Origin of the sequence: Acidisoma sp. L85 (assembly GCF_009765865.1) — a bacterium.
GTDB lineage: Bacteria > Pseudomonadota > Alphaproteobacteria > Acetobacterales > Acetobacteraceae > Acidisoma.
Window position 1 is genome coordinate 1 of sequence record NZ_LMUQ01000065.1, and the last position, 2,219, is coordinate 2,219.

At 63.5% G+C, this 2,219-nt stretch carries 3 protein-coding genes and 1 pseudogene; 1 reads left to right on the forward strand and 3 read right to left on the reverse strand.

Features of this window, described 5'->3' with window-relative positions; all coding sequences use genetic code 11:
- Positions 1–396, forward strand: a 396-nt coding sequence (locus GSQ83_RS23375; protein ID WP_158805291.1) for a DDE-type integrase/transposase/recombinase, incomplete at its 5' end; no start/stop codon positions are given.
- A 95-nt stretch (positions 397–491) separates the two neighbouring features.
- On the opposite strand, the gene GSQ83_RS23380 is transcribed toward GSQ83_RS23375, so the two are convergent.
- The 3 genes and pseudogenes from GSQ83_RS23380 to GSQ83_RS30095 all read right to left on the reverse strand — a co-directional run.
- Positions 492–839, reverse strand: a complete 348-nt coding sequence (locus tag GSQ83_RS23380) for a helix-turn-helix domain-containing protein (protein ID WP_216850513.1) — start codon at positions 837–839, stop codon at positions 492–494.
- 189 nt (positions 840–1,028) lie between these two features.
- Positions 1,029–1,643, reverse strand: a complete 615-nt coding sequence (locus GSQ83_RS23385; protein ID WP_158805293.1) for a Uma2 family endonuclease — start codon at positions 1,641–1,643, stop codon at positions 1,029–1,031.
- Between the two features lie 227 nt (positions 1,644–1,870).
- Positions 1,871–2,219: pseudogene (locus GSQ83_RS30095) on the reverse strand (hypothetical protein); the annotation flags it as partial.

The window sequence follows — 2,219 nt, forward strand, 5'->3', positions numbered from 1 at the left end:
CAGGGTGAATTACGCTATCTCTGGCGCGCCGTGGATCAGAACGGCGTCGTGCTGGACATCCTGGTGCAGAGCCGCCGTGATGGCGCCGCGGCGAAGCGCTTCCTCAAGCGCCTCCTGAAAGGCCTGCACTATACGCCACGCGTCCTCATCACGGACAAGCTGAAGAGCTACGGTGTGGCCAAACGCGAAGTGCTGCCGGACGTCGAGCATCGAGAGAGCCGCTACCTTAACAACCGGGCACTCGCACCGGCCGACCCGGCAGCGATAGCGGCAAATGCAGCGATTCAAGTCGATGCGCCAGGCCCAGCGCTTCCTATCCGCTCACGCCTTCTTCTCTGGGCACTTCCGCCCTCGGCGCCATCGCATGACTGCCAGCCGGTATCGTGCCATGCGTGAGAGAGCCTTGAAGAGTTGGACACAGGTGACGTGCGCCCGAACCGCCGGATGACCGCTCCCGCTGCCCACCGGCTGATGTTGCTCAACCCCACCATTTAACGTGACAATCCCATCTGCGGCTCCAGCTGCTCACGCGCGCGGCACGCGGTTGGGCTCTCACCTGTCACAGTGCGGAAAACACGCCCGAAAGTTCCGAGGCTCTTCCAGCCAGTGTCGAACGCAATCGCGGTGACGTCAAAGTCGGTGTCGCGCAACATCGCCTTCGCTCGTTCTATTCGGCGGGAAAGCAGGTAGCGGTGCGGCGGCACGCCGAACGCTTGCTGGAAGGAGCGGGCGAAGTGCGACGCCGACACGCCGCTCACCCTAGCGAGGCGGCGGACCGGCCAGTCCTCATGCGAATAAGCGTCCATGCGGTCCTTCGCGCGCAGGAGGCGCCTCAGCAATGCCGGGTCCTGAGCCTGGGCTGCCCTCGGCTTTAGGGGGAATGATGATACCAGCGGACCGCATGCAACATCCGTCACCATGAGCGATCTCCCGCGCGACGGGCGATGCGTCGCGAACGTGTGGTTTTAAGCCGAGTGAGTTGCCGAGCAATGTTCTAGACAGCCGGCGGGTCGCAGCCTGACCCGTGCTTAGCCGTCCTGGTTATCCGGCTCGGAGAACTCGATGCCGTCGTAAATTTCATCGACGGGAGTTTCAACGCCGATTTCGGGCATGCGGAGGATGTCGCCGCTGGTCAGCGCGGTAGTTTGCCAGACTTGCTCGGGAGACGAGCGTTCCAGGACTTGAAGTCCAATGGAGCTGGATTCAAAGATGACGTATCGCTTGATCGATGCCACCGCTGCATATTCGCGGAGTTTGACGATCCTGTCGGTTGCGCCGGAGGACGAACTGATCACCTCGAAAACGACGACCACCCCGGAAATTTTGCGCTCGTTGCCCGCGGTTTTAGAACAGGTGACGAGGGCGTCCGGATATCGAACCGTGTCGCCTATGGTGCCGAGGCCGGCGTCCGGCCCAAACGGTTCACAGGGGCCTTTCCCCCGAGGCAGGCGACGGTCGAGCGCGCGATGAATACCCCACATGACCCGGTTATGATGAGCGGTGCCACCGGTCATGGCGACGGGCCGGAAGCCGTCGAACTCGTAGCGCTCCTCCTGGCGTTCCGCCCAGGAGAAGAACTCTTCCTGTGTCCATGCTTTGCGAAGCGGCGCGTTCATGGAGTCAGTATTAGCACGCGTTGTCATGTTTGGCTTCCTTTTGCGAACGGAGAATGAAATCAGACGCATAGCGCCGGCATGCGAGGCAGCGGCGCCGGTCTCGCGCAGGCTGTGGGGCGAAGCACTGCAGTCGAGCGGACCTGCGCTGCGCCTCCGAGCGTGCCTCAACCGGCGGGGCCCCCAGCTCGGCCGTTGAACATGGGAAAAGGCGGGGACCTGAAGGCCACCGCCTGGCCGGCCGCGCCCTGCTCGTCTCAGCCGAGGGCGTCCATCTGGACGGCTGTGGCTTGGGCGCTGACGCCGCGGGACGGGGCGGTGGGGGCCTCGTAGGGCTTCCACTCTTCGCCGGTCAGCTCCCCGAAGGCGTGAACGGCGCCGGTAGCGACGGCGAAGAGTTCGAAGGCGGTGAGACCGGCCTGGGCAGCGAATTCGCGGGCGCGGGCGGCACAGCACCAATGGAGTGGCAGCCATTCATTCAGGCCTGTTGCGCACGATAACGGTGAAGGATCTAGTGTCCTGGCCGAGAAATAACTAGACACCTTCGCGTGGCTATGATTCGCTGAGTTCCTGGCAGCGCAGGAGACGACGCGTGGCGACACCGAA